This window comes from Tardiphaga sp. 619_E2_N8_4 (assembly GCF_051810905.1).
GTDB lineage: Bacteria > Pseudomonadota > Alphaproteobacteria > Rhizobiales > Xanthobacteraceae > Tardiphaga > Tardiphaga robiniae.
This window is the reverse complement of record NZ_JBPWQJ010000001.1, coordinates 2,461,140-2,485,973: the sequence shown is the minus strand read 5'-3', so window position 1 is coordinate 2,485,973 and position 24,834 is coordinate 2,461,140. Positions and strand designations below refer to the sequence as shown.

The following is a 24,834-nucleotide window of genomic DNA, read 5'->3' as shown; positions in this document are numbered from 1 at the left end:
GGTTGCTGGCGCCATTCCGCTTTAACCGACTGAGGCTTCTTCTTCGCCCCTTTCGAAAACATCGCCTTTGACGCCAGCTAATTCGCACCTGCGAAAAGCGAGTCCGGTAGTGGATAATAGGAGGAAGAATTCGCAGAGGTTAAGGCCTTCGATCGACGCCTTAGTCGTCAGCGTGGCTCCGTATGTCGATACATCCCTCATGACGCATGAGCGGCGCCACGAACCATCGATCGCCGTCATTTGGACGTAGACACCGCGCTCGAAACGAACGCTGCCGAAACTGGTAGCGGTCTTAGGAGCACTGGAGGCTCTATCTCCTCAGGATATTGAGCACCACTAACCCAAATACGGACGGGGAAAAAACATAAACGTCAGACCCGGCGGAGCTTCTCCATTTAAAAATTAGGCGACGCGAGCCACCAGACGGATTTGGCCGGAGCGGCCTATCGCGTGGTGAAATAGAAGTCCTCGCTCCCCGACAGCGAGCCCTATGAACGGCGGCTTTGCGCCAGAAGCGGACGGTTGCGGAGCGGCCAACAAACATTGTTCAGCTGACGGAGTTGGCGCGCGTTTGGCCAACGGCACGGAACACACGTTGGCTCGTGGAAGTTAGGATCCAATCACACCTTTAAGTCCGGTATAAAGAGACCCAGCCACGCCGGCACCTGCGCCGAGCAGTGGTCCCGCGGTCTGCGCAAACTCCTGAATCAATCTTGCACGACGTCTCATCTGCTCTCCGCCAACGTGCTCTCCGAGCAGGCGGGCAGCCTTAAAGGCAATGGCATTGGGTTTGCCACCCTGCGCCAATGTGTTCGGCAAAATTCGAAAAATAACCATCCCGAGGACATTGCCGGACAGGAATGCCAAACTGATGCTGGCTACATATTCTCCGACCTCACGCCACTCGACGACCGATGCCGGGACAATCGGCACGCTGTCGTTGATTCCGGTAACAACCAACATGCACCCTACACTCAGGATGGCCGTGATCAACCCCACCAGCCAAGCGCCGAGTGGCCCAAGCTTATTGAAGGGCATCGAAGCAATTCCGAACAGCAACGGGATCACGATCGATGCAAGACGCAGATATAGCGGTGCAACATTGAGGACGATGGTGATTACAATGTGGGCGGCTACAAGTAACACGGCTGGCAGCAGTACATAGACCGCAAAGTGAATTACGTAGTAGCGGAGCGGACTGGTCAGCCGCGCCAGCGCAACCTCGGCCCGATCCAGCGCGTGCGTTAGATTGTCGATTTCACTGACGAGGTCCTGGACCTCGAGCAGGATCGGACGGACGAAACGCAGGTCACGCGAGCAGTTCTTGCACGCGATGGCTTCATCCCTGATTGTCTCTGTGCAGAACGGGCATTCCATAAGACGCCTCAGCCCTTCCGCTTCGCACGGATGGACGCGATCTCGGTTCTGATCCGGGAAAGTTTAGCCACTGCTGCATCACGCTTGGCAATCAGGTCCTTGCGTTCCCTCGCCAGTGCTTCGGGAACGGCGATGTCTCTGGAACACCAGCCACAGACCAGTACGAGATCGCTGTTCTCTCGAAGACAGTACGGACAAATGATTGCCATCGCGTCAGCGCGCGACCTTGAGGACGAAACTCGTGCTGCCGAGGCGCCCATCAGAATCCTTGAGATCCACGCGCAGCATGTGCTCGCCGGGAGGTAGAGACGCATCCGGCATATCGATGCCAGCCGGTTGAACGAACACCTTCAACCGTTCCGTCAAGTCCACATTCGGCGTACGAAGATAAATGACCTTTACGGAGGTAACATCGATCGTCGCTCCACCAAATGACAGGAACTTGAGCTGAAAGTGAGTCGGCGATTGGATGTTATCGCTGCCGGAAAGGAGCTCGATCTTCGGGCCACGCGTGACACCGCGCCGATCGACGACTACTGCACCTTTCGGCGGCGGCAAGGAGGCCTCCTCTTGTGTGATTAATACCCCCGCGGCCCGCGACGGCACGGATTGACACAGCACGATCAGGCAGGCGAACGTAAAGCAAATTCCTATACGACGTCGCATCATCCCCCCCAACGCGATCTATAAACTTATCTGGTGCCCCCATCCCCTATAATGGAGTAGGGCGCCCAGAATAACGGATGTGCGTAAGCGAACTCTGTCTTTCCATCGGCATTCAGATAGCCGGGTCCGTCAGCCAAAGCCATCATGGCCTGACGCTGAGCTTCGCCGCGTGCCAGCTTTGGATCGTCGGCCTGCCGCTTAAACAGATCTGTCATCAACTCTCGCGCGGACTGTGAATGCACCGACCAGTTGGTGACCAGAAGAGCGCGGGTGCCCGCGTAAAAGAACGCCCGGCCAAGGCCCGAGGCGGCTTCTGCGCCGGCGCCGGCGCCCGCACCGGTGTTGCAGGCCGAAAGAATGACCCAGTCCGCGTCGAGTTTGAGACCGAGTATCTCCTCCATCGTCAATAGGCCGTCGCCCTCTTCACCGGTCACAGTCGGCGAGGACAATGCAAGCGCCGGCTGGGTCAGCCCATTCAATTCGCCAGGCACGAGGCCATGCGTTGCAAACGCGATAATCTTGAAGCCGGACAGATTTATCGACTTAACGGCTTTCTCCGTCGCTCCCTTGCCTAGATTCAAGACTTTCGACGGGTCGGCCCGCAGCGCCAAGGCGATCGAGCGCAATTCGTCGGCCGTATCCGGAAGCCGCGGCAACAAGCCAAGCTCCGCGCTATCCACGCCGTCAAGCTTCGGACTGTTGCGCCGCTTCAGCGGCACACCGCGCATGGTATTGGCGTCGGCGGCATCGGCGATTCGTATTTTTGCATCGATCTGCTCGGCCTCGGCCTGCTGCTCGGTGTTGAAATACGGATCTCCGAACGCGATTATCTCGCTACGGTCGGACTTGCCGGGCGGTAGCTGCCGCAAAGTGCGCAATGCGGCTGCGGACGGAACCATGGCGACCGCATGGGTGCGCGCCAGCCAGGGCACATCCCTGTAGCTCGCAAACAGAACCTCCTCATTCTTCTTGATCACCGACGGCTGCGTCGGCAGTAGTGAGAGTGGCAGCAGACCCAGCGCGCCGTTGGTGACGACGATCAGTTTCCTGGCCGGCTTCCAGCCGGCTTCTACGGGCTTAAGGAGCGACGAATACAGGTCATATCCCAATGCCACATCGAAAGCGGGAATATCGGAAATCATAGCCGCCTGCGGCTCGAGCGCTTCGCGCAACTGAGCTACCTTGGTCTGGACATCCGCTGCATTGGACCCGATTGAAGCAAAGGCAACCGCACCGGTCTTCGGAACCGCCCAGACGAAACTCGCGTCCTGACCAAAGTAAAATGATAGCATCGCCTCGTCGGGCGCCAGCGTATCGCGAATCTCGTCCACGGATGGCGCTCTTGGCGCGACCAGATCTGCATAAGCCGGAAAAAGCCGATTGATCTCTTGTCGCGCCTTGGTCCGCGCGCTGCGCAGATTGGCGATCGACACATTCAGCGTCTGCACGCCCTTCTCATCTCGCTCAGCCGATGACAAGGACAACACATTGTTCAGCGTACCGATTTGCGCATTGATCTGTTTCGACAGATCCTGCTCCTTGCGCACCAGCTCGGCCAGCGCGGGATCCTTGACTGAACTACGCGCGCTCGAAGCCGCCAAGGCCTGCTGCACTGAGCTGCCACGGACGGCGTCCGCCAAGCTGAATGTTTCGACACCGATATCTGCGGACCGGCTCTTCTGCCTGGCCAACATTCTGAAATAGGCTTCTATGATCGCCTGGAAGCGTTGATTCTTGGCCGCAACGACGGTTGTGTCGTCACCGTCTGCATTCTCTCGCGACGATGCGACTAGGATTGGTATTGCGGTCTTGAATTCGCGGATAGCTTCCTCATCGCGTCCTGCTCGCATCAAGCCGATAGCAAGGGTTCCGCGCGCCGACGCCGTATCAAAATGGCTCTCGCCTACGCGTGCGATCTGCTTCTTGACCAACTGGTCAGCCGCGGAAATGCCCGCCTCGATCTGGCCCGAAGCATAGAGCGATGCGATACGCGAGCCGTTCAGTTCGAATACCTGACGCCGCATCGGCTCCCAGTTGGCGATTGCCCTGTCGATCTGGGCATAAACCGCGACGGCGTCACGGCTCTTGCGCTGCAAGTTAAGGACGCCGCCAAGCTGTGAAAGCATCTGTACGGTTTGTGGCGCTTCATCCGGAACGCCCGTCGTCTTGCCGATATCGAGTGCCACGCGCAGCAGCTTTTCGGCGTCGGAATGGCGCCCCTGTTCGACCAGGATGCCCGCAAGACCTGCAATGAAACGCGGCGTCGCGTAATGATATTTGCCTTGGTCTTTCAACCGGGACAACAGCGCGCGACGTGCATCGGATTCGGCCTCCGCAAGACGGCCCTGCCGGGCCTTCGTCCGTGCAAGACTGAGCGTGATAAAATCGATGGATTGAAGCAATGCCGACTCCGTCGGCGGATTCTCGCCACTGAGAAGGCCCTTCATGCCTGCGCGCTTGCGGGCTTCCGCAATGCGAAGCGAAGCCTCAGCCTCCTTAAACTGTCCACGTGCCTCGAAAATGGCAGCATTCCCGAGCTCGATCTCCGCCTCCCAATTCTGGCCGTAACGCGCATACGCTGCGCGCATGGAAGGATGGCCACTCGTTCGCGCCTCCTCGATCGCCGGGCGGCTGCGGCGCATGTAGCCTTCTGCCTGAACGATATCGCCCATCTGGATCAGCGAATTGGCAATCGAGCGATTAGCTGTATGTACGAACCCCTTCGCACCCGGCGTGTTCGCGGTGTCGCGCAGTAGCCGCTGATATGTTTCGAGCGCCTTCTTCGGATCGCCCGCACTGCCGTACTGGACAGCCACTAGTTGAACCAGGCGCGCCATCAGTCCGGGCGGAGCAGCACCGCGGCCCGCCTCAATCCCTTTTTCAAGATCGGAGATGGAATCCGTTAGCCGACCGAGCTGGCTTCTTGCGCCCGCACGGTCGAGATAGAACTGCGCAAGCGAGACGCGCGAAGCTCCGCCGGGAGGCTTCACGTCTGCGTCGGCCCTTAGTTGCTCGATCTTTTTCTCGTCCGGCTTCTCGGTATCGAGGATCGCCGTGATATCGGAGATCGAGCGCGGCGGTGCGACAAAGCCGACCGGCAATGCCGTTTCCGGTGCGATCTTCAGCGTGACATCGGCGGGGACGGCGACGGCGACATTGGCACGCCCGTTTGCCGCGTTCAGTCTCGACATCACACAAGAGCGTACTGCGGGAGTGGCCTTCGTCCGGCATGCCTCTAGGCTGCCGCCGCCACCGCGCATGCAGGACATCACAATTGGCTTTCCAACCGACATCCGGCACTGCTCGATCGCAGCTTCCTGCGTGAGCGCAAATGCCGCCTGCGACAACAGCGCGAGCGCTGCGCTGATGAAGAGCGTCGCCGATGCGCATAAAGCCACATGCCGAATTATCAATCGCTTGGAAATGACCGCTTGCATGATCACGGCTCCAAAATAACTTATCAAAATATGACGTGATCCTAGCCGCAAACTAATTTGATCGACAAGCGCGTTGAGACAGGTTCCGCATGGAACCAGGTTCATTGTAGTAACGCTCGGAGACGAGATGGCGACCATTTGCCGGGTGTCTTACGTTGCACTAGTGTTGATCGCAGGTACCGCCGGGCTGTTGACGAGCTCTCTGGCGGAAGATTTTGTCCCGCCGTTACGTATGCTTCCTTCTGAAATCGCCAGCCGCGCCGCGTCATTCGCGAAGGATCTCACCTTTCCGCAGCCGGTCAAGGCGGGAGATGAACTGACTTCGTCCCAAGCTGCGTTTCTGAAGCCTGACGGCGATGGCCCGTTTCCTGCGCTGGTGATGGTCCATCAGTGCGCAGGCGTGAACCAAGCGATCGTCCTCTGGGCGCGCGAAGCTGTCAGCCTTGGCTATGTCGTTCTCCTGATCGACAGTCTGACGCCTCGGCAGGTTAGCACGTTGTGCTTCGGGCCGCGAAACGGCGTCAATCTATTCCGCGGAGCAAAGGACGCATTTCAAGCGGCGGACCATCTCCGTCAATATCCGTTCGTGGACCCGACTCGGCTATCATTCGTCGGGTTCTCTTGGGGAGCGATGGTTGGCCTTATCGTCTCCAGCGCAAGGTACGCGGAAGCGCTGGGCGGTCGCCCGTTCGCATCCGTTGCAAGTTTCTATCCCGGGTGCTTCCGCGTTTCGCGGCCAAATACGCCGAGCTTTGACATCGTCAGCGATGACATGAAGCAGCCGACACTGGTTCTCATGGGCGCCACCGACAATGAAACCCCCGCCAGCGAATGCGTTGAAAAACTACATGAAGCCAAGTCGGCTGGCTCAGCCGTAGAATGGCATGTCTACCCTGACACTGGCCACTGCTGGGACTGCCGGCAACTCGACGGTCGTAGCAAGACGGATTTACGCGGGAACCTAGTTTCTTATAAGTTTAGACAGGACGTCACGACAGACTCATCCAAGCGGTTATTTCAATTCCTAGCCGCTCCGCACCGGGGCAAATAACTGTGGTGACAGACTCTCTCCACAGGAATTGACCCCCGCTCCTCCGACACTGAAGGACTTGCATCTGCGAGGCGCCCTGACTGCAACCGTTCAGGATTGGCGAGAGGTGGTAGTTCGAACGATTTCCTTTCAATACAATCGGATCTTAAGGACCCTACCCGCTCTGGCGGGGCAGTTCCGGTACGGTAAATTACAGCGGTATCTGGTTAATCCCATTAGCGGCGATCGCCACGGAGGTTGATGGTGAACGCAGTAACGACCGTCGCCATCTTTTTTGTTGCCTGCCAGGTAGTCCAAGCTAACCAGACGAATTTTACGCTACCCAACAGGGGGCTTCTGTAGCAATCTAAGTTATACTTTTTGGAATTTTGATAGTGACCGTCATACGCCTTTTGATCGCGGCTGGGCTCTACTGCACGTTGGTTACAGCGGCGGCGGCAGAAAAACGAGTCGCGTTGATCGTGGGAAACTCCGCCTACAGTCATGTCGGAAGACTTGCGAATCCGGCGAATGACGCGGCCGCCATCGAAACAGTGTTGAGAAAAGCCGGTTTCGATACGGTCGATTCGCGTCGTGATCTTTCCATAAGTGACACGAGAAAAGTACTGCGGGACTTCACGGCAAAGACGCGTGATGCAGACGTAGCCGTTATCTATTACGCGGGACACGGTATTGAAGTCGACGGCATCAATTACATTATTCCAATCGACGCGACTCTTGAGCAGGACACGGATATCTACGATGAAGCGGTCTCGCTCGACCGTATCCTTGTCGCTGTTGAGCCCGCCAAAAAGCTGCGGCTGGTAATCCTTGATGCTTGTCGCGACAACCCGTTCGCCAAGACCATGAAGCGTACGTTGGGTTCTCGCGCGATTGGCCGAGGCTTGGCAAAGGTTGAGCCTACCACGCCCAATACCATGATTGCGTTCGCCGCCAAAGCAGGTTCGACCGCTTCAGACGGCACGAGCCGCAATAGCCCGTTCGCCACCGCACTCGTGGATCACCTGCCTAAACCCGGACTGGACCTGCGTAAGGCTTTCGGCTTCATTCGCGACGATGTGATGAAAGCTACCGACAACAAGCAAGAGCCCTATGTTTACGGGTCCCTCGGCGGCAACGACGTGTCGCTAGTGCCGTCGGGTGCGGTTCTATCACCGACTGCAGTTGCCCCCCCATCTTCATTGCCAGGCTCCACCAATGCCGATGCCCGGCGTGACTACGACGCCGCAGTGACGATCGGTACCCAAGCGGTTTGGGAGGCGTTTATTGTCGATTATCCGAGAGGCCTATACACGGAGCTTGCCAAGGCGCAGCGCGCAAAGTTATTGGCCGAGGAAGCTCGCAGCGCCGCGGCCGAGCGATCACGTATCGCTGACGAAGAGAAAGCCCGGCTCGCTGCCGACGGTGCCCGTGCTGCGGAACAAGCGAAAGCAGCGAAAGCCGCGAAGGCAGCCGACGAGGTTCGGATCGCTGCAGAAAAGAAAAAAGCAGCGGAAGACGCCAAGCTAGCCGAAGCAGAGCGTGCCAAGACCGCCGCCGTAGCGAAGGCTGCAGAAGAGGCGCGCGTTGCAGCGGAAAAGAAAAAAGCGGCGGAAGACGCCAAGCTGGCCGAAGCAGAGCGCGCCAAGATCGCCGCGGTAGCGAAGGCTGCGGGAGAAGCACGCGTTGCGGCGGAGAAGAAAAACGCTACCGATGGCCCAAATCTACCGGAGAGGAAGCGCGAGGCTGACGGACGCCAGGCCATCTCGCCGAATTTGGATACGGACAGATCTACTGGGCCGGTGGCCAGCGTTGCATCCGATTCGAAGTTCGAAACTTCATCACGATCTGCCGAAAATGCAATTGATATACCTCGTCAAGTACAAGCAGAGCTGCGTAGAGTTGGTTGCAACACCGGAGCCGTTACCAGCGAGTGGAACGGCGCCGCCCAGCGCGCACTCGGTCTCTTTAACAAGCACGCCGGCACCACCCTAGATGTGAAACTTGCAAGTCTTGATGCGCTCGATCTAGTCAAAAGTAAAACCGGCCGCATCTGTCCGCTGGTCTGCGAAAGCGGCTACAAGGCCGATGGCGATCGCTGCACGAAAGTAACATGCCGCGCCGGCTATGAGGTTGGAGACAACAACGCTTGCGAAAAAATCGAAGTCAAGAAGCCGCCGACTAAGCGCGCCCCTTCAACGACCCAGGTAGCGGCGCCCGCAGCGCCGTCCGCGCAAATCATTTGTGGTAATGGTGGCTGCCGCCCAATCGGCAAGGGATGCAAACTAGTGCAGACGCGCAATGGATACGCCGGAAACTTCGAAGTCTGTAACTGAGCACAAATCCGAAATTCCTGTACGCCCGCGCCGGCGCTGGAGATGTGTCAATCGCTTCGCCGCAGGAGGTGTTCGCAATTCACACACGAGCGCGAGCATGAACGTCCGTTTTGCGCCATGAGCCGCCATTCAGGAAATTTAAGTTGCCGCATTGGGATCGCTGGCCGTAGTGCATCCCGCAAAGGGTTCATAAACACGCACGCGGCCGAAAGTGGGCCAACTGAGTCATGCTTCGAGGCTGCCAAAGTCACAGCGCATTCGCGGCAGATCCGCAATATTGGCGCCTGTCGACAGGAACGAACGGCGGTGCGTTTTAGTATGTGCGCTACGGGAGCAGATCTGTTTTCCATACGTGAGACCTGATGCAGGATGGCAGCCTTCGATCGCGGACCCGGTGTGAAAACCCGGCCATATTGCCACCCCGAGTGGGTGTCAAACCGAGACCTCAACGGACAGAGATGGATCTCAACGACCTCAACCTATTCGTGCGCATCGCTCGGTTGGATAGCATTAGCGCCGCCGCACGCGATCTGAACATCACTCCAGCTACGGCGAGCGCGAGACTCTCATCTTTTGAGAGGCGCCTTGGAGCACACCTTTTGCACCGTACGACTCGGCACGCGACGCTGACGGAGGATGGTCGGGCATTCCTACCTCATGCCGAGAATGTACTGGACGCAGCAGCGTCCGCTCGCGCGGCCTTGGGGCGCGAGCAGACATCACCACGCGGGACACTTCGGGTCGCAGCCCCCTCCTCATTCGCACGAATGCATATCGTGCCAAGCCTGCCGGAATTTATAGATCGGTATCCAGACCTCAAGCTCGACATGCGCATCTCCGACAGCGTCGTCGATCTCGTTGAAGGGGCATTCGATGTTGCCGTTCGATATACTGAGCTCAGTGACTCCTCATTCGTGGCGCGGCGACTCGCCCCTGATCGGCGTGTTGTCGTTGCCTCTCCCGATTATCTTGAACGTCGCGGCCACCCCAATCTTCCGAGTGTTCTCGACGCCCATGCCTGCTTGGTCGTTGGCACCTTGGATGTTTGGACGTTTTCAACGCCGCAAGGAGAGCCGATCATAAAACGAGTTACGCCAGCGCTTCGTATCAACGACGGCAGCACGGTGCGCGATGCAGCGTGCGCCGGATTGGGCATTGCCCTGATGGCGACCTGGTGCGCCGCTGACGAGCTTCGATCTGGAAAGCTTGTTCCAGTACTTCGAGATTATCCGCTGGTATCCACACAGACGCTCTGGGCCCTTTATCCTAGCTCACGCGAACTCGCGCCGAAGGTTCGTGTCTTTCTCGATTGGCTTCTCGCACGGTTCGGTCCTGAGCCCTATTGGGACAAGGAGCTCTTCGGTTAGATGCGCTACCGCGCTCAAGCGCACCGTCAAGAAGGTCTCGCAATCTCGCAAACGTGTCTTGCTGTATTACGGGCTCATTGGAGCTCTACCTTTTTGCCCGGCGACTTGGCGCTGCGATTATTTGCACCGCGTGTTCCCGTCAGCACCCCTGAGACAAATTGAGGGACTTCACGAAGCGAGGATTTCTGGTTCCTCGTAGCCGTAAGGAGCGAAGATGAAACAGAAATAAAGAAGTTCACGCTGGAGGTACTGATGAGGGTACCATCCTTGAGGTAATAGCCAATGGTGCCAGAGTCCAAGGTGGACGCGGAGACGATGAGGCTGCGGTTAGCCATTCAGCGTCTCACGCCCAATTGTGCACCGGCGGGTTCTTGTTGTTCAGCACATAGTTGCCGATCAGATGATACTTCCATCGCACGGGATCATGTAGTGTATGCGTGCGCGCATTGCGCCAGTGACGATCGAGGTTGAGGCTCGTGCGCGCGCTGCCGGCGCCGCCGAACTCGAACAGCCTCGATGAGGCGAAGAGCGCCGCATCGTTCGCGAGTACTTTTCCTTCGGCAACCGCGACCGAGGCGCGCGCGACGTCGGCTTCGTCGTGATGGTCTCGCACCGCATCCAGGATGCGTGACGCCCGTTCGACCATGGCGTTCGCGGCATTGACGCGAATCTGGAGGTCGCCGAGCATGGCGATCGTATGGGGATCGTCCTGCGCACGCGCCAGCCCGCTGTCGATCCACGGACGCGAGGCAGCCCGCGCCAGCCGTACCGACTCCGCGAACGAGGCCCGCGCGATGCCCAGATCGATCGCGGCATGCAGAAGCTGAGCGAACGGACCGGCCAGGCTCGGCTTCCCAGCCCATTTGTGGCGCTCGATAACCCAGGCAGGATTGACCTCTACGTCGTCGGCGATGATCGAACCACTCGCCGATGTGCGCTGGCCAAGTCCGTTCCAGTCGTCAATCATCGACAGGCCCGCGGCGTCGCGCGCGACATAGGCATAGACGACGTTACCGTCGTCATCGACGCCCGAAATGGGGATCCAGTCTGCAAAAAGCGCATTGGTGCAGTAGACTTTGCGGGCGTCGAGCCTCAGGCCGTTCGCAGTCCGATGGATGCGGCTGCGAACATCAAGCACATCCTTGCCGCCGGCTTCGGCGAAGCCGTTTCCGATCACCTTGCCGCGCAATACTTGGGCGAAGAAGAACCGCTTCTGCTCCTCCGTGCCGATGCGGTGAAGATTTTCGAGCAGCAGATAGTTGTTCTGCGGAAGCTGGCCGATCGACGGGTCGGCCGCCGAGATCGTCGCCACGACCTCGATGATGGCTTCGATCGAGACGCCGGCGCCGCCGTATTCGGGCCGGATACCGATGCCCCACAATCCGCTTTGCGCGAACGCCCTGACTTCGTCATGCGGCAGGCGGCGCTGACAGTCGCGCTCAGATGCGCCGGTTGCCAGCACATCGGCAAACTCTCGCGCCGTCGTGAGCGCCTCCTCCGAGGTGCGGATTACGCGGGCGGGCGGCTGCACGTTCTGGGGCGCGACGTTCATGGCGATCATGACCTTTCAGACAGCGGCCGCGATGCGGCCAGGCCGATGAGAAACTCGAAAACGATCCGCGCACAGAGGAATGCGGCGAGACCCGCGGCGTCGTGGGGCGGGCTGACGCAGTTGATATCAATCGCCACGATGTTGAGGCGGCGGAGCAGCCTTGCGACCTGCAAGCCTTCGCGCGCCGTGACGCCCTCCCAGCTGGGCGTAATGACGCCCGGCGCCACGGAGGGATCGAAGAAGTCCATATCCCAGCAGATGTAGACGGGACGATCCGCGATGCGGTCGCTCACTTCGCCGAAGACTGAGACAAATCCTCTATCGAGCAGTTCCGTAATCGTAACCAGCCGATAGCCAAGCGCGCGAGCGTGTGCATAGAGCCCCGTCGAGGACACCGGGCCGCGCAATCCGATGTGAAAAGATGCCGTCGGATCCAGCAGACGCCATTCGGCCGCCCTGTGAAAGGCCGCCGGCCCAACATTGCCGGCCAATGGATAGGCATCGGTGTGCGCGTCCAGATGCACGACCGCGAGATCCGGATAACGGTGCGATACCGCCTGCAGCAGCGGCAGCGTGACACAGCCATCGCCGCCGATCACCACCGGGACCGCGTTGCTTTCGACCAGGGCTTCCGCGAACAGCGCCACGTTGCGTTGCGAGGCATCCAGATCGCCGTGGTGAACGCGGGCATCCCCGATATCGACGAGGCCGAGCGTCTCCAGAACGTCGCGATCGGTGTCAGGATCCACGGCTCGCAACTGGAGCGACTGTTCGCGCACGCTGCGCGGGCCCAGACGGGCGCCAAAACGTGTAGCGTGCTGGCCGCCATCGAACGGAATCCCGCCGATGGCCGCCCGCGATTGCGGAGGCAGACGCGTAACCAGCGGCACCCCCATGAAGGTCAGTGGCGCCGCCGCGTCGATCGGAGCGTCCTCGCTCGTCATGTCGCGAGGACGTCGAGGTACCTGTTCTGAACCTCGAAATAGTTGCGGGCATACCATTCGGCATCGACCGCGACCTGACGTGCGATATTCTCGGGCGATCCCGGATTCTGCGGCTGCAACTCGGCGGGGACGAGCTTGTTGGCCGCCGGATTGATCGGGCCCCAACCGAGCTTGGTAAGCAACGACACCTGCAACGCGGGATCCTGCGACAGCGCGACCCAACGCCAGGCGTCCTTGCTGTTCTTTGCCCCTTTCAACACGTTCCAGGCTGCAATCAGCAGGATGCCGTCATTGAAATGGTAATCGATCCGTCCCTTCGTATCCTCCTTCACGCCCTGCGCACGGGTATTCCACAGACTGCCGATCGACACTTCCCCGGACCGTAGCAATTGCTGGGCCTCCGAGGCGTTGCTGTAGAAGATCGTGTCCTTCTTGATTGCTCGCACTTTCTCCAGCCCGCGCTTGATGTCGAGCGGATAGAGCTTGTCGCGCTCGACACCGTCCGCCAGCAAAGCGGACTCGAGTACGCCCTCGACATTGTTGCGGAGCGTCCGCTTCCCCTTGAATTTCTGCGTATCCCAGAAGTCCTTCCAGGTCTGCGGAGGCGCCGAGCCGAAACGCGCGCTGTCGTAGGCGATCACGAAGGAGAAGAAGTACGAACCCACACCCCACGGGGTGCGGAACTGACTCGGCACCGCGTTGATATCGACGATGGATTCATCGACCTTCTCGAGCAGGCCCTGACGGCCGAGATCCAGCGCGGAAAGGAGATTCCGGTCGGCCACATCCCAGGCGACGTTGCCCGACTCCACCATTGCCTTGATCTTACCGGGCGTCGGGCCCGTGGTGTCGAACCCTACACGGCTGCCCGGATAGCGCTTGACGAATTCGGCCGCGAGAATGTCGCGATGCACAGGCAGCGCATCGCCGCCCCAATTGGCGACCACGAGTTCGCCTTGCTGGGCGCTTGCGGAGCGCGCGAAGCTCAGGGAGCCCGTAGCGACACCCAGCGCCGAAAGAAGCTGAAGGAAGTGGCGGCGATGGACGGTCTTGCCTTGCGTCTCGCGCCGCAGCGATCGCGCGAGGTACTGCACGTAGTCGGAATCTTGCGAAAAGTCGGACATGGTCTCTCCTCAATTCAATGGGTCTTGCTGGAAAGCGGCGGGCGAACGAGCTCGGGCGGGTGGGACCATCAGCGCAAGGAGCACCAGCAGCGTCGCCAGCAGCACCAGCGTGCCCAGCGCCGCGACAATCGGGTCGAGATTGAGGAAAAGGCTCTGCCAGATCTGCTTCGGCAACGTGTTGACGTTGCGGCTGGTGATGAACATCGTCACGACGATCTCGTCCCACGAGGTCACCAGGGCGAGCACGAAGCCTGCGCCGATGCCCCATAGAATCTGCGGCAGCAGGGCCTTCACCAGCGCCTGTGCCGGCGAAGCGCCGAAGCTGCGCGCCAATTGCAACGTCGCCGGATGCACCGAGGACAACGAGGCCGAAATCGACAGCACGGCAAAGGGCAAGCCCTTGATGGCGTGCACGAGGATCGCGCCGGCAAATGTGTCGAACAGGCCGAGCCACGACAATGCACGGTGGTAGGCCACGGCATGAATGATGCCCGGCACGATCAGCGGCCCCAACATCAGAACCTGTAGGACGAGAACTGCGCGGCCCTGTCGCTGCCACGCGCCGAGACAGAACGTGAGACCGAGCAGGACGGCAAGGGCCGCCGCCGGCAGCGCGATGCCGACGCTGTGTAGCAGACTGTCGCGCCAAGCGGGATCACCGAGCAGGCGATGATAGTGCAGCGTGGAGAGCCCGTTCTGCGGCATGGAGAGGTAGCGCGTATCGCTGAACGACATCGGCAAGATGGCGATCAGCGGCAGCACCAAGAAGGCCACGACCAACAGGGCGACCGAGCCGGCGGGCCCGAACGGAAGCGCCGGAAGTGCAGATCGCGCGCTCATGTGTTCGGCTTTGCGGTCGCGAGTTCAAGCAGATGACTGAACCGCCATACCAGCGCGCCTGTCACCAGCAGCAGCAACGTGCTCAAGGTCGTGGCGATGTCCCAGCGCAGCGTTTCGGTGACCTGCACGGAGATGAATTCCGCCATCATGACGGTCTTGCCGCCTCCCAGAATGGCCGGCGTGAGATAGAAGCCGAGCGACATGATCGACGTGAGAAACGCCGCGGCCGCCAGCCCGGGACGGGACAGCGGCAGGAAAACGCGAACGAACGCTTGGCATCGATTGGCGCCCAGCGACCGCGCTACCTGCGGCAACGTTGCTTCGATGCGGACCATCTGCGCGTAGATAGGCAAGATCGCGTAGGGTAGCATGTAATGAACCATGCCCAGCACGACGCCGAACGTATTGCGCACCAGCGACAACGGGTGGTCCACCCAGCCCCAGCTCAGCAAGACGCTGCTCGCGATTCCACTGGGCGACAGCAGAGCTATCCAGGCGTAGTTGCGGACCAGCACGGATATCCAGAGCGGCAGCAACACGCAGGCAAGCATCCATTTACGCGTCGCGGGTCCGGCCTGCACCAGCCTGTAAGCGGTCACGTAAGCCAGGAGCAGCGTGATGCTGACGGTCAACGCGCTGATCCAGAGCGTGTTGCCGACCACCGCGCGAACCGTCGGGTTCTGAAGCACGGCCCAATAGTTGCCAAGGCCCGGCGTCGGCACCAGAAAGCTCAGAGCGACCACCCCGGCAAGCGGAACGAGATAGGTCACCAGGAGCACAGCGGCGGAGCCGGCGAGCATGCGGTCCTGCAACGACTGGCCGCGAAGAGCCGCGGGCAAAAAGGAGCTTCTCACCGGCCCCGAGTGTACCGTCAACGCGGCGGTCATGCGGCGAGCTCCGGCGATGCTGCGGCCGGTTCAGGCAGCGCCACATCGCCGTTCGGCAGGCACCACAATCGTTCGACGTCGAACACCAGCCAGACGTCGGAACTGGGCGCCGCGGGCGACGCGGTGCCCGCCACCGTCACCGTCAAAGTGTCGTTGCCGACCGCGACCAGAAGATCGACCGAGGCACCGAGGAACGTCTGGCTGATTAGCCTGCCGCGGATCCGGTTGTCGATATTCACCGACCCGCTTGCGGCGTCGGGGACGGTGATGCTTTCAGGCCGGACGGCGAGCACGCAAGGGCCGGGCGCAAGCGACGCGGATCCCGGCGCCGTGCCAAGCCTGTGGCCATTCCACTGAACTTGCAGGCGGCCATCGGCCTGGCCGAGCGCCACGGCTTTCAGCAGGTTGTTCCTGCCCAGGAAATTCGCGACAAAACGGCTGTTCGGCTGGTCATAGACCGCGCGGGGCGAACCGATCTGTTCGGTCCGTCCCCGATTGAGAACGACGATCCTGTCCGATAGCGCCAGTGCCTCCTGCTGGTCATGCGTGACGTAGATGAACGTCGTCCCCACCTGCCGGTGTAGCCGGACGAGCTCGGCCTGCAGATCCCGTCGCAGGGACGCGTCGAGCGCGCTCATCGGCTCGTCGAGCAGCAACAGTTCCGGCTCGAAGGAGAGTGCGCGCGCCAGCGCGACGCGCTGCTGTTGCCCCCCTGACAGGTTCTTTGGAAGACGGTTGCCCAGGCTGCCGATCTGCAGCAGCTCCATGACTTCCTTGACGCGGCTGTCGAGGCGAGTCCGCTGAGTGCGTCGCACGCGCAATGGAAACGCGATATTTTCGTAAACCGTCAAATGAGGAAAAAGACCGTAGCCCTGAGGCACCACGCCGAAGCGGCGCGCCTCCGGCGACAGATGCGTGATGTCGTTTCCTTCCCGAAGGAGCCGCCCCTGGTCCGGCGCGACGAAGCCTGCGAGAAGCGAAAGCAGCGTCGACTTGCCCGAGCCGGATGGCCCGAGCAGGGTCAGGAATTCACCCCGGGCCACACTGAGCGAGATCGGCTCCAGCGCTTGCTGTTCGCCATAGCGCTTGCAGATGCCGTCGATATTCAGAGAACTTCCCGACATCAGGGTGCGCTCGCTTTCGCAAGTCGGCTTGGCCGGAATGATGATCGAGAAGTCATTCGCGTTGTCTCACAATTAACTCACAGGCCGGTCGGAAATCCGCGCGATGATGTTGCCGACGACGATCGATGTCGAGCGCTGCCGGCAAAAAGCGATAAACGCACTGTCCAAGCGCCGCCGGCATACGTCCTGCTTCTCGCCGGCTCCAATTCGCAGAAATAGCTTGCGCGACGTCCGCCCCGCAAGACACGCTTATGCGGCGGCCGACTTGAAAAGGAACGGGCAACGATCTGCTCTCTCCCTGTTCTCGTCGATCACGCCGTACTGCCACCATTCGATTTCGCCGGCATTGTAGCTCCCCAGTTGCGGGCTATGGCTGAGGCCGTCGTACCGCTCGATCCGGTCGCGGATTCGCTTTCGGACGCGCCGCCCTTCCGGGGTTTCGCCAGCCACGATATCGAACCGTTCGCGCGGATTGACGATGAACAGCAGGTTGTCGCCGAGATTTCGGCTGCGTCGTTGCACATGGGCGGGGTTGCTCATGTTCACAAACAACTGCATGCCGTTGTAGCACATGGCCCAGTACGGCGAATGCGGGTCGGTCGCGACGTCGTCCGGCCAGGGATCGCGGTCGAGTTCATGCCAGCTCTGCAATGTCCGCCATCCGATATCGTGATAGCCGGCAACATCATTCGCCGAAGCGGCCTCCTGGGAGAATGCAACGACCAGCGGGCGCGCTGTGCTGACCTTGCCGTCCCAGCGACGCGACAATTCCACGTAGTCCGAAAGATCTTCAGCGGCCTGCTGCAGGCTGTGCTGCGACCCGTCCTCCACGAAGGAGAACAGCAGCAATCCGCGACCGAATGCATTCTGCGAAAAAATGCACGGAAACTCCGATGGCGGTGTCAGGCGCTCCGCCAACTGCCTGAAGCAGTTCTGCTGCCAGCTCGCGCTGTCGAACGTCATCTGAATCTGGCTCTGCTCGATGAGACTCATGAGTTATCCTCTCGCGTTGTCGATGCCCGCCGTTTGGGGGGCGTCACCATTACGAAAGAGGCCGGTAGTTCAGAAGGTGCATGTATCATCGATGATGCGAGGCCATAGCAGGTCATAAGGCCCGCGAAAAATCAGGTCGTCGCACCCAAAGCGAAGGAACGCCTCGCAAAAGTACGCTGCGCGATAGCAACGTTCTTCGTCGCCATGCAGGCGGCATCATGCAGCGCGCTATCGCGTAATTTTCACGACGTCGCCGACTTTGATAAGACCATGATCATCGGGAATGAGATATTGACCGAAGATTGCTTTACCACGCGCGTCGCGTCTGATTCTTGAGAGGGTTCGCAACGGCTCCTGGCCGTCCGGCCTCAGCCCCTGCTCCTGATCGATCGTGATAACGGTGCATCGGGAGCAAGGCTTGGCAACCCGAAAGCCCACGCCTCCTAGCTCCAATCGGCGCCAATCGTCCTCGGCCCATGCGTGCTCGTGCTCCACGACGACATTGGCCCTAAACCTCGTGACGTCGACCGGGCGCATGAGATGCGTGTTCAGATCGACCAGCGACGATCTGTTGATCAACAGCAACGGAAAGTCGTCCGCAAAAGAGACCCTGTCGGCCGCGGCGCCATATTCCGGATCGACGCGCCGCGCGCTGGAGGGATGGTGCAGGTAGGCGAGCCGATACTCTCCCCCAAGCCTGTCGCTGAGCCAGGCATTTACTTCGCGGCCAGCGAGGAGAGCCGGTGTATTATCTTCCCACACAACGACATCGACACGCTCCGCCGTCGGTTCGGGCGTAGGCAACACTTCCGAGGACCCGTCAGGCGCTGCTAGTTTTATTCCGTCTGAAGATACGGACGCATTTATGGTGGCCAGGACAGGGACCGTTCGTTGAGTAACGAAGCGCCCTTTGGCATCGACGATCATCCATCGCCGGTCGCCGGCAAGGCCCCACGGCTCGACGCTGGCTTCGAGGATCGAGTGCCCCCGGAGCCCCTTGACCGGATAGAGCCAGATTTCACGGATTTGCATGTCAGGTCGTGTGTTGTCGACAACAGCGACATCACAGGGCGCGCTGCCGTTTGATCCGCACGTTAGTAACGGGATTGCCATTTCAAAGGGCCATGTACCGCCGATTGGGTAGGGTCATGACACCAGACGATTTATGTATCAGGTGATTCTTTCGCCACAGAAGTCTGCGCGACTGTACATCCTGCCGTCGAACCTGCGACTCGTGCGCGAGAGAAATCTGAGGCAGCCGCACTTCCCGGGAGCAGCAACCACTATCAGCCGCGCACACGACAAACGAATATTTCTTCTTGAAGTTGCGTAGCCTTTTCGGCTCGCCATCAAATGATCGATGCGATACTTAACCGCCCTGCGAACTTCAAGGAAGTGACACATGCAGCAATTGAGCAACGACACGACCGCGATGCATGCGCACCGGCATGGCTCCTATCAACTGGATATTTTTCGGTCGGCCATCGACGTTCCCGAGCATTGCAGGGCGGGCATCATCGATCTGCTCAACGAGATCATTTCCACCAACTGGCGGCTCGACAGTCCGTGGTGGTCGGCGTCCGATACGCCGTTTCAGGATGGCTACGGCATCGGACTGGTTCGTCTGGCCGACCAGATCGTCGGTTTCACGATCTGGCGACGTCTCTCGATCGATGGCCGGCCGGTGATCTGCCGGTCCGGAATCGAACTCAGGCCGGAGCACCAGCGCAAGGGCCTGTTCGGGCTGCTGTTGAGGGGAGTTCTCGATACTGAACTCTCCGCCGTGCCTGCGGGATCGGAAATCTACTACACGTGGCGCACGCGAAATCCGGTGGCATGGAGCGCCAATGGACGGGCATGCAGGCGGCTCCTGCCCTCGCTGTCGGACGGCCGGAGCGATTCTTCCTTGAAGGACATCGCCGTCCAGATCGCCGGGATTCTCTATCCCTCCCGGGAGGTCGAGTTTCCGAACCTGATCATCCGCAACTCCTATCCCAACATCACCTACTATAATCAGCCGGCTTACGAGTCGGACCGCGCGCTGACCGAAACGTTCCGCCGCATCGTACCTGATACAAGGGATGCGATCTTCACGGTAGGGACCGTCGCGCGACCGTCAAACTAGTTAAGCTACCATGCTCGCGAAGCCCACCTACTCTGCGACCTCGCTTTCATGGCGGAATATTGCCGGATGGGGATGCGTCTCCGGTGCCTACGCGGTTGCCTTCCTGCAGCGCGTCTGCCCGCAAACGATCGTCGGCGAACTGGCGCGCGACTTCGGCATCGGCGCCGATGGCCTCGGCATCATCGCGTCCTCGTATTTTATCGGCTACATGCTGATGCAATTCCCCGCCGGCGTCCTCGTCGATGTGTTCGGGGTCAAGACGGTGGTCATCTGGAGTCTCGCCGCTTCTGCCATCGGCACGGCATTGTTCGCGGCCTCGACAAGTGTCCCGTTCGCGTTTCTAGCCCGGCTCATCGTCGCGTGCGGCGACGCCTTGATCTTCACGGCCCTGATCAAGCTGGTGGCGCAGCAGTTTCGCGAACGCCAGTTTGGAATCATGTCCGGCCTGTCGCAGCTCTCCGGTTATGCGGGAGGTGCCCTGGCAGCTACGCCGCTCGCGTTTTTTGTATCGTCGGTAGGCTGGCGCACGAGCTTTGCAAGCATCGCGACCTTCTGCCTCTGCAACCTTCTGGTCGCATCCTATGTTTTGCGCCCGCGCAGCCCTGCCGCTCCGCGGACCACCCTCGGCGCCGTGCTGTCTTCGGCCATCGCCGAACTAGGGAAACGGGAGAGCTGGGGCTGCCTGCTGACATTTGCGGCGCACTTTGTCACCGTGACGACGATCTCTGGCGTCTGGGGCATTCCGTTGCTGACGGACGTCTTCGATATGCCGCGCCATCATGCGACCGCTACACTCTTGGTGTTCATGGCTTGCTGCATGGCGGGCTCGGTGGTGTTCGGCTATGCCGCGGACCGGATACGATCGGTTGGACGCGCGCACATCCTGATGTGCCTGCTCCGGACCGGCAGCCTAATCTTGCTGGCCCCCGCGGTGGGACAATTGACAGGCCCGGATGCCATCGTCGCGGGCTTCGCGGTGCTGGGCCTGATTGCTGGCGGAATGACGCCCATGATCCTGAAAGCCGTCAGGAGCATCTACTCCGTCGCCCGCCTCGGCACTGGCGCCGCCATCAACACGACGGCCGCGGGACTTCTGACCGGCGCATTGCAACCCGTTCTCGGATATCTGCTCCACCAAACCTGGGAGGGTGCTACACGCGATGGCGTCAATGTCTATTCTGCTGCGGGCTACAACTCGCTCATTTTGATCCTGGCCAGCATTTCGCTGCTGGGCATCGTCGGCGTGTCGCTGATGCAGCGACGACTTTGATGCGGCTCAAAGAGCGCGACTGCGCATGACAAGCTGGATGTCGATCGCGGCTGCAAGCGATCCGGCTGGGATGGTCACCCCTACGGGCCGGCGCAGATACCCCGGTCAACGCTAAGGACGAAATCGAAAAGGAGCTTCGGTGCAACATTCTTCCCGGCTTCAGTTTACGGGATATCAGCCGCGCTACCGCGAAGTGTATCACCGCCTGAAGGACGCCGTTCTGCAGGGAGCGTATCCCTATGGCGCGCGGGTACCGTCGATCCGAACGCTGGCCTCCGAGCTCGGTCTTTCGCGCGCCACGATCGAACGGGCGTACGACCTGCTGATCGGCGAAGGACTACTCGTAAGCCACGGGCAGTCTGGAACAAGGGTGTCGTATGTTCCGCCACGCATAACGGTCGCGGGGATGCCGCCCACCCAGAATTCATCAGGCCCGGAATCCGGACCAGCGGAGCACACCTCACCCGGTGCGGTCGGGGACGATCGTTTTGGAACGGCTGCCACGAGTACGGGGATCAGCCCGTTCCAGATCTCCGTTCCCGCACTCGACCTGTTTCCGCGGGCCGCTTGGCTCAAGATGAGCCAACGCATACTGAGAGATCGTGCGGAGATGAGCGAGCTCGTCGAGGACGTCCAGGGCTATGTCGGATTGCGAAAGGCCATCTGCGGCTATCTGAGCGTGGCGCGAGGAATCAGGTGCGCGCCGCACCAGATCTTTATTACGAGCGGGTACCGGCAATCGCTGTGCCTGCTGCTCGGCGCGCTTATCCCGCCGCGAAGCGCGGTCTGGATCGAGGATCCCGGTTATCCGCCGACAGCTGCCGTGCTCGAGCAGCTTGAGTTGTGCGCCGTGCCGGTTGCAGTGGATGCCGAAGGAATCGACGTCAACGTGGGTCGCGAGACCGCGGCTCAGGCCCGGATGGCGATCACAACGCCCACCAAGCAGAGCCCGCTCGGCGTATGCATGTCGTTGCGCCGCAGGGCCGCGCTGATCGACTGGGCTGCCGAGACCGGGGCCTGGATCGTGGAAGACGACTACGACAACGAATTCTGCTTCGAGGGGCAGCACCTGCCGACATTGCACAATCTGGACGCCTATGGCCGCACGCTCTATCTTGGCACGTTCAGCAAGACCCTTCACCCGAATCTGCGTGTGGCCTATGTCGTGTGCCCCGAAGGCGCAGTGGCTCCTGTGCGCAGCGTCGCCGATACCATGCTGGACGGGAGTTCGATCTTGCAGCAGAAGGTATTAGCGGCTTTCATCGCCGAAGGTCATTTCGCGCTTCACCTGAAGCGATCGCGCAGCATCTGCGCGGCAAGGCGAAAGTTGGTCATCGACGCGCTGACCTCGCGATTTGGCCCCCGGCTCTCCATCTGCCCAAAAAGCTGCGGGCTTCATCTCTTCGGCACGATCGATGGATCGGCGAGCGACGTCGAAATCTGCAAGCTTGGCAACGACAGCGGATTAGGCCTGTCGAGCCTCTCTTCGAGATATATCAAAGTCGCTCCCAAACAGGGCCTGCTTCTCGGTTATGCAAACTTCTCCAACGATTTCCTACTGTCGCGCTCAATCGACCTGCTCGAGGAATGCCTGGACCGTTTCGACCTGGTCGGCGCCGAATCGTAGCAAGCGTCGCAAATCGACGTCGCTCTCGCGGCGAAGGTCGTCCGTCGGTCGCCCACCCGCGCCGCTACCGCATCAGGGTCGCAGCTCCGGTCGTTGCGCGGCCCGCAGTTCCTCGTGGGCCTACCGGATATCGCGCAGCCGGTAGCGGCGATCGATCTCGGAATGGACCCTGCCCGAAGTCAGTGCCTCGAAGAGGGTTTCAGCCACGGCTTTTGCTGTTCTTTACTTCTACGGTCCGAGTATCAGAAATGCGTCGATAACGTGAAGAACGCCGGGCCACGACTTCGCTCGCAACGGGTATTCGCTATACAATGCCGATGCCACGGCGCCACGCCGCCGCCCAATGCTCATGACTGCTACACGACGTTCGTGCAGTTGCGCGACCGGTTCGGCGATATCCGGGCGAACTGGAAAAAGAAACGCGAGGTGTTTGGGCCTGGCTTCCATCTCTATTTGGGCACGCGCCGCGGGATCAGACTCTATATCGAGAACCGGTTCGCCGACCTCGTGTTTGGACTAGAGGCCTTTAGCCGCGATAGCGCATCGCCAACTTGGCGACCAGCCGGAGATGGCTGGTCACAAGATGATAGGCAGCGTCCTTGTCGCCGTCTTCGCGTAAGCGCCTGGCGTAGGCGAGTTCCTCTTCAGGTTTGAGGAGAGGAAACTGCCTGATCGCGGTGAGATAATTCGTAAGGCCTTCTCCAGCGGCCAAGGCTGGAAGTGCGAAGTGGGTCATCCCTGCCTCCTGACGATTTCGCGAGTGATCAGCGCGATGCCAAATGTCACGCAGGTCCGCGACGGCCGAAGCCATCGCGGACCCATTGCATAAAGCGATCGATAAAGGCGTCAGGCTGCCCTGGCTTCAAGTTGCTCGACGTTAGAGCGGGAAGCGCCGTTGATTTCGATCTTACGCGGCTTCATGGCCTCGGGAATCTCGCGGATCAGGCTGATCTGCAGCAGGCCGTTCTCGAAAGTCGCGCTGGTCACCTGGACGTGGTCGGCGAGGTTGAACTGCCGCTTGAACGCGCGACCAGAAATGCCCTGGAACAGGAAGTCACGCTTCTGTTCGCCCTTGCGGCCCTCGACCGTCAGAACGTTCTGCTCTGCCGTCAAGCTGATCTCATCTGGCGAGAAACCCGCCAGAGCGAGCGAGATGAGGTATCGGTCGTCACCGACACGCTCGATATTGTATGGGGGAAAATGGTCCTCGTTAGCGCGTTGTGCGGCATCCACGAGATCAAACAGGCGGTCGAAGCCAATGCTTGAGCGCCAAAGCGGAGCAAAGTCATAAGTCTTCATAGCCAAATCCTCCAATGAGCAAGATGGGTATGAGCAGGCGCCGGACACCCCCGGCGTCCGCCTCACACTGGACCCAACCTCTGGCGTCCAGCAGCACTAAAATAAAAAAAACAGCGAGAAAGTTTCAAGGGGGCGTCGCAATTTTTTTTGGGCTTCTGCCAGAGCCATCTTCTTGACCTGCCGGCCGCCCGCTCTACATCGCTCATCGCCGTCTTAAACAGAAAGGAGTAAAGGAGGCGACCATGAAATCGAACCAGACAGTCTTCGACATTCATGCAAATTCGATCCTGGCAGCGACCTACAGTGACCCGTCAGAGGTGCTCGCCGACCCGGTCCTCTCAAGCCTTGAAAAGCGCTGCGTGCTGGCGGCATGGGCGTCGGATGCATTTGCCGTCGAGAATAGCCCGTGGCTGAGACAGCTTCCGGGGTCGTCCACTACTATCCCGGTGGGACGCGTCCTGAGTGCCTTGAGAGACCTCGATGAGGAGGATGATCCTCCCCCTCTGAGCGGAGCGCCGGCGGTGCGGCCTCCCATGTTAGAAGAGCCCAAATTGGCGGTCGGCTTTTAGGCTAACGTCGGGCCATGACGTAGTTAGGGACATTCATCTCGATAGCGGTCGAGACGCTTGATGACGAGCCCGCCGTGGGTGCGGCGGGCTCAAACGTCGGCCAGGGGCGCTGCACCAATAGGATCTGGCGCAGCTATGGGTACTCCTTCGAAAGCACTGCATCCGATGCGCAAGCGGCGAGAATCCTTGTCGTGAGACGTCAGGGATAAACGGACACCTATCTCTCTGAGAGTCGCAAAACCTTCACTACGGAATATCTTCTTGCAC

At 60.2% G+C, this 24,834-nt stretch carries 22 protein-coding genes and 1 pseudogene; 8 read left to right on the top strand and 15 right to left on the bottom strand.

Annotated features, from left to right (window positions below):
* Positions 1-60: 60 nt before the first annotated feature.
* The 4 genes and pseudogenes from AB8A23_RS11830 to AB8A23_RS11815 all read right to left on the bottom strand — a co-directional run.
* Positions 61-240: pseudogene (locus tag AB8A23_RS11830) on the bottom strand (PilZ domain-containing protein); the annotation flags it as partial.
* A 369-nt stretch (positions 241-609) separates the two neighbouring features.
* Complete coding sequence (locus tag AB8A23_RS11825) at positions 610-1,377, bottom strand: hypothetical protein (protein ID WP_120286831.1); 768 nt, start codon at positions 1,375-1,377, stop codon at positions 610-612.
* A 213-nt stretch (positions 1,378-1,590) separates the two neighbouring features.
* On the bottom strand, positions 1,591-2,043 hold the full coding sequence (locus AB8A23_RS11820; protein ID WP_439059646.1) for a hypothetical protein: 453 nt from the start codon (positions 2,041-2,043) through the stop codon (positions 1,591-1,593).
* A 26-nt stretch (positions 2,044-2,069) separates the two neighbouring features.
* On the bottom strand, positions 2,070-5,234 hold the full coding sequence (locus tag AB8A23_RS11815; protein ID WP_439061189.1) for a CHAT domain-containing protein: 3,165 nt from the start codon (positions 5,232-5,234) through the stop codon (positions 2,070-2,072).
* A 67-nt stretch (positions 5,235-5,301) separates the two neighbouring features.
* Between AB8A23_RS11815 and AB8A23_RS11810 the strand changes: the two genes are divergently transcribed.
* The 4 genes from AB8A23_RS11810 (at position 5,302) to AB8A23_RS11795 (ending at position 10,213) form a co-directional block, all read left to right on the top strand.
* Complete coding sequence (locus AB8A23_RS11810) at positions 5,302-5,499, top strand: hypothetical protein (protein WP_244628280.1); 198 nt, start codon at positions 5,302-5,304, stop codon at positions 5,497-5,499.
* 108 nt (positions 5,500-5,607) lie between these two features.
* Positions 5,608-6,531, top strand: coding sequence for a dienelactone hydrolase family protein (locus tag AB8A23_RS11805; protein ID WP_120286833.1), 924 nt, complete (start codon positions 5,608-5,610; stop codon positions 6,529-6,531).
* 383 nt (positions 6,532-6,914) lie between these two features.
* Complete coding sequence (locus AB8A23_RS11800) at positions 6,915-8,846, top strand: caspase family protein (protein ID WP_439061207.1); 1,932 nt, start codon at positions 6,915-6,917, stop codon at positions 8,844-8,846.
* Positions 8,847-9,208: 362 nt separating this feature from the next.
* A complete protein-coding gene (locus AB8A23_RS11795; RefSeq protein ID WP_439066023.1) occupies positions 9,209-10,213 on the top strand; it encodes a LysR family transcriptional regulator in 1,005 nt (334 codons plus the stop codon).
* 74 nt (positions 10,214-10,287) lie between these two features.
* On the opposite strand, the gene AB8A23_RS11790 is transcribed toward AB8A23_RS11795, so the two are convergent.
* From AB8A23_RS11790 to AB8A23_RS11750, 9 genes are all read right to left on the bottom strand, one after another.
* Positions 10,288-10,548 carry a hypothetical protein gene (locus AB8A23_RS11790; RefSeq protein ID WP_439059650.1) on the bottom strand — a complete coding sequence of 87 codons (261 nt, stop codon included), beginning with the start codon at positions 10,546-10,548 and terminating at the stop codon, positions 10,288-10,290.
* Positions 10,549-10,556: 8 nt separating this feature from the next.
* Complete coding sequence (locus tag AB8A23_RS11785; protein WP_439059651.1) at positions 10,557-11,774, bottom strand: SfnB family sulfur acquisition oxidoreductase; 1,218 nt, start codon at positions 11,772-11,774, stop codon at positions 10,557-10,559.
* The gene (locus AB8A23_RS11780; protein ID WP_439066022.1) at positions 11,771-12,709 is read right to left on the bottom strand and encodes an arginase family protein; all 939 of its coding nucleotides are present in this window, start codon (positions 12,707-12,709) and stop codon (positions 11,771-11,773) included. Before AB8A23_RS11780 ends, AB8A23_RS11785 begins: the two co-directional genes overlap by 4 nt.
* Positions 12,706-13,833, bottom strand: a complete 1,128-nt coding sequence (locus AB8A23_RS11775) for an ABC transporter substrate-binding protein (protein ID WP_439059653.1) — start codon at positions 13,831-13,833, stop codon at positions 12,706-12,708. Before AB8A23_RS11775 ends, AB8A23_RS11780 begins: the two co-directional genes overlap by 4 nt.
* 9 nt (positions 13,834-13,842) lie before the next feature.
* Positions 13,843-14,673 (bottom strand): ABC transporter permease, encoded by an 831-nt coding sequence (locus tag AB8A23_RS11770; protein ID WP_439059654.1) that lies wholly within the window; start codon positions 14,671-14,673, stop codon positions 13,843-13,845.
* The gene (locus AB8A23_RS11765) at positions 14,670-15,560 is read right to left on the bottom strand and encodes an ABC transporter permease (RefSeq protein WP_439059655.1); all 891 of its coding nucleotides are present in this window, start codon (positions 15,558-15,560) and stop codon (positions 14,670-14,672) included. The genes AB8A23_RS11770 and AB8A23_RS11765 overlap by 4 nt, the downstream gene beginning before the upstream one ends.
* Positions 15,557-16,684: an ABC transporter ATP-binding protein gene (locus tag AB8A23_RS11760; RefSeq protein WP_439059656.1), complete on the bottom strand. Its 1,128-nt coding sequence runs from the start codon at positions 16,682-16,684 to the stop codon at positions 15,557-15,559. The genes AB8A23_RS11765 and AB8A23_RS11760 overlap by 4 nt, the downstream gene beginning before the upstream one ends.
* 249 nt (positions 16,685-16,933) lie before the next feature.
* Positions 16,934-17,647, bottom strand: coding sequence for a YqcI/YcgG family protein (locus tag AB8A23_RS11755; protein WP_439059657.1), 714 nt, complete (start codon positions 17,645-17,647; stop codon positions 16,934-16,936).
* A 258-nt stretch (positions 17,648-17,905) separates the two neighbouring features.
* A complete protein-coding gene (locus AB8A23_RS11750) occupies positions 17,906-18,709 on the bottom strand; it encodes an MOSC domain-containing protein (RefSeq protein WP_439059658.1) in 804 nt (267 codons plus the stop codon).
* A 370-nt stretch (positions 18,710-19,079) separates the two neighbouring features.
* Between AB8A23_RS11750 and AB8A23_RS11745 the strand changes: the two genes are divergently transcribed.
* The 3 genes from AB8A23_RS11745 (at position 19,080) to AB8A23_RS11735 (ending at position 22,699) form a co-directional block, all read left to right on the top strand.
* A complete protein-coding gene (locus AB8A23_RS11745) occupies positions 19,080-19,802 on the top strand; it encodes a hypothetical protein (RefSeq protein WP_439059659.1) in 723 nt (240 codons plus the stop codon).
* A gap of 10 nt (positions 19,803-19,812) precedes the next feature.
* Positions 19,813-21,072 (top strand): MFS transporter, encoded by a 1,260-nt coding sequence (locus AB8A23_RS11740; protein WP_439059660.1) that lies wholly within the window; start codon positions 19,813-19,815, stop codon positions 21,070-21,072.
* Between the two features lie 139 nt (positions 21,073-21,211).
* A complete protein-coding gene (locus AB8A23_RS11735; protein WP_439059661.1) occupies positions 21,212-22,699 on the top strand; it encodes a PLP-dependent aminotransferase family protein in 1,488 nt (495 codons plus the stop codon).
* A 526-nt stretch (positions 22,700-23,225) separates the two neighbouring features.
* Here AB8A23_RS11735 and AB8A23_RS11730 read toward each other — a convergent pair.
* Both AB8A23_RS11730 and AB8A23_RS11725 read right to left on the bottom strand, forming a co-directional pair.
* Positions 23,226-23,435: a sigma-70 factor domain-containing protein gene (locus tag AB8A23_RS11730; protein ID WP_439059662.1), complete on the bottom strand. Its 210-nt coding sequence runs from the start codon at positions 23,433-23,435 to the stop codon at positions 23,226-23,228.
* Positions 23,436-23,545: 110 nt separating this feature from the next.
* Positions 23,546-23,998 carry an Hsp20 family protein gene (locus AB8A23_RS11725; protein WP_439060535.1) on the bottom strand — a complete coding sequence of 151 codons (453 nt, stop codon included), beginning with the start codon at positions 23,996-23,998 and terminating at the stop codon, positions 23,546-23,548.
* A 242-nt stretch (positions 23,999-24,240) separates the two neighbouring features.
* Here AB8A23_RS11725 and AB8A23_RS11720 point away from each other — a divergent pair, with 242 nt between their 5' ends.
* Positions 24,241-24,567 (top strand): hypothetical protein, encoded by a 327-nt coding sequence (locus AB8A23_RS11720; RefSeq protein ID WP_439059663.1) that lies wholly within the window; start codon positions 24,241-24,243, stop codon positions 24,565-24,567.
* The last annotated feature ends 267 nt before the right edge of the window (positions 24,568-24,834 follow it).

Bases quoted from the DNA above. Each gene is read 5' to 3' on its own strand.
- AB8A23_RS11825 (WP_120286831.1), bottom strand. From the start codon at position 1,377: ATGGAATGCCCGTTCTGCACAGAGACAATCAGGGATGAAGCCATCGCG.
- AB8A23_RS11820 (WP_439059646.1), bottom strand. From the start codon at position 2,043: ATGCGACGTCGTATAGGAATTTGCTTTACGTTCGCCTGCCTGATCGTG.
- AB8A23_RS11815 (WP_439061189.1), bottom strand. From the start codon at position 5,234: ATGTCGAGACTGAACGCGGCAAACGGGCGTGCCAATGTCGCCGTCGCC.
- AB8A23_RS11810 (WP_244628280.1), top strand. From the start codon at position 5,302: ATGCAGGACATCACAATTGGCTTTCCAACCGACATCCGGCACTGCTCG.
- AB8A23_RS11805 (WP_120286833.1), top strand. From the start codon at position 5,608: ATGGCGACCATTTGCCGGGTGTCTTACGTTGCACTAGTGTTGATCGCA.
- AB8A23_RS11795 (WP_439066023.1), top strand. From the start codon at position 9,209: ATGCAGGATGGCAGCCTTCGATCGCGGACCCGGTGTGAAAACCCGGCC.
- AB8A23_RS11790 (WP_439059650.1), bottom strand. From the start codon at position 10,548: ATGGCTAACCGCAGCCTCATCGTCTCCGCGTCCACCTTGGACTCTGGC.
- AB8A23_RS11785 (WP_439059651.1), bottom strand. From the start codon at position 11,774: ATGATCGCCATGAACGTCGCGCCCCAGAACGTGCAGCCGCCCGCCCGC.
- AB8A23_RS11780 (WP_439066022.1), bottom strand. From the start codon at position 12,709: ATGACGAGCGAGGACGCTCCGATCGACGCGGCGGCGCCACTGACCTTC.
- AB8A23_RS11775 (WP_439059653.1), bottom strand. From the start codon at position 13,833: ATGTCCGACTTTTCGCAAGATTCCGACTACGTGCAGTACCTCGCGCGA.
- AB8A23_RS11770 (WP_439059654.1), bottom strand. From the start codon at position 14,673: ATGAGCGCGCGATCTGCACTTCCGGCGCTTCCGTTCGGGCCCGCCGGC.
- AB8A23_RS11765 (WP_439059655.1), bottom strand. From the start codon at position 15,560: ATGACCGCCGCGTTGACGGTACACTCGGGGCCGGTGAGAAGCTCCTTT.
- AB8A23_RS11760 (WP_439059656.1), bottom strand. From the start codon at position 16,684: ATGTCGGGAAGTTCTCTGAATATCGACGGCATCTGCAAGCGCTATGGC.
- AB8A23_RS11755 (WP_439059657.1), bottom strand. From the start codon at position 17,647: ATGACGTTCGACAGCGCGAGCTGGCAGCAGAACTGCTTCAGGCAGTTG.
- AB8A23_RS11750 (WP_439059658.1), bottom strand. From the start codon at position 18,709: ATGCAAATCCGTGAAATCTGGCTCTATCCGGTCAAGGGGCTCCGGGGG.
- AB8A23_RS11745 (WP_439059659.1), top strand. From the start codon at position 19,080: ATGCAGCAATTGAGCAACGACACGACCGCGATGCATGCGCACCGGCAT.
- AB8A23_RS11740 (WP_439059660.1), top strand. From the start codon at position 19,813: ATGCTCGCGAAGCCCACCTACTCTGCGACCTCGCTTTCATGGCGGAAT.
- AB8A23_RS11730 (WP_439059662.1), bottom strand. From the start codon at position 23,435: ATGACCCACTTCGCACTTCCAGCCTTGGCCGCTGGAGAAGGCCTTACG.
- AB8A23_RS11725 (WP_439060535.1), bottom strand. From the start codon at position 23,998: ATGAAGACTTATGACTTTGCTCCGCTTTGGCGCTCAAGCATTGGCTTC.
- AB8A23_RS11720 (WP_439059663.1), top strand. From the start codon at position 24,241: ATGAAATCGAACCAGACAGTCTTCGACATTCATGCAAATTCGATCCTG.